Origin of the sequence: Paracraurococcus lichenis, from assembly GCF_030657435.1 — a bacterium.
Lineage (GTDB): Bacteria > Pseudomonadota > Alphaproteobacteria > Acetobacterales > Acetobacteraceae > Paracraurococcus > Paracraurococcus lichenis.
This window is the reverse complement of record NZ_JAUTWS010000306.1, coordinates 1-1,295: the sequence shown is the minus strand read 5'-3', so window position 1 is coordinate 1,295 and position 1,295 is coordinate 1. Positions and strand designations below refer to the sequence as shown.

Annotated in this window: 1 protein-coding gene; it reads left to right on the top strand. The window is 67.3% G+C overall.

What is annotated here, in order from left to right; translation table 11 throughout:
- Positions 1-318: 318 nt before the first annotated feature.
- A partial coding sequence (locus Q7A36_RS39855) for a M24 family metallopeptidase (RefSeq protein ID WP_305109332.1) occupies positions 319-1,295 on the top strand: 977 nt, incomplete at its 3' end.

Here is a 1,295-nt window from a genome sequence, read left to right as displayed (position 1 = left end):
GACTTCCCGCCGCTGCCCGTAGCCCGGCGGTGATCCGGTCCACGACAGCGGCCATGTCCAGGGTGAGGCGATCGCGCCGGGGTGCCCGGTGTCGCATCCTGGCTGCTCGGCCGTTCAGGCCTTGCGTGCGGGCTCGCCCTGCCGCCCAATAGCCACGCTGGATCCTGCCACGAGGGGAGACGCGCCATGTCCGCGACCATGCAAGTCCACTCTGCCGCTGCACCAGTCCCGGGAGAGGAGCGCGTTGTGCAAGGAACCCCACCCTTTGACGCAGGTCGCCTTGACTCGCTCCTCGAGGCAGCGGATGTGGATGCCGTGGTGACGACCTCGCGCCAGGCGGCGCAATACATGCTCGGCGGCTACAGCTTCCCGTTCTTCGATCACCGTGACGCCATAGGCCTCAGCCGCTACCTGCCAGTCATGGTGTATGTCCGCGGCCGCCCTGACCTGACAGCCTACATCGCGCACCGGCTTGAAAAGCATGAGCACCAGCTCGGACGTTTCTGGACGCCGGTCGTAAGGACGGTGTCGGGTACGACCACGGACGCCATGGAACATGCCGTCGCGCATCTACGCGGTCTGGATGTGCCGCTGCGCCGGGTCGGCATCGAGCCCGCCTACCTTCCCTCGGACTCGGCTGCCGTGCTGCGCGATGGATTGGAGAATTGCACGCTCCTCGATGTCAGCCAGGCGCTCGAGCGCCTGCGCGCGCGCAAGAGCCCAGCCGAACTCGCATTGCTACGCGAGGCCTCGGAACGGGTGGTCGCGTCCATGCTCGCCACCTTCGCCGCCTGCGCGCCGGGGAAGACCAAGTCCGAGCTCGTCGCTCAGTTGCGGCACGAGGAGGAGCACCGTGATCTGACGTTCGAATACTGCCTGATCACAGCCGGCGCCAGTCTGAACCGGGCCGCCTCGGCACAACCGGTCCAGGCAGGCGATATCCTCTCGCTCGACTCTGGTGGCCGTTATCGGGGGTATATCGGCGACCTCTGCCGCATGGGCATCGTCGGCGAACCGGACAGCGAACTGGAGGATCTGCTGGCCGCGGTAGACGCGATCCAGCAGAAGGCCCGTGGCAAGGTGCGTGCCGGCGTGCGGGGCGGAGAGGTGCAATCCGCCGGTGAGGATGCCGCGACGGCGTCGCCGCTGTTCAGGCACCTGGAATTCCTGGCGCACGGCATGGGTCTGGTGCAGCACGAAGCACCTTGGCTGACGGCGCATGGCCCCATTCCCTATGCGGCCCATGACGCGGAGCGCGAACTCGAGGCGGGGATGGTGCTCTCGGTGGAAACGAC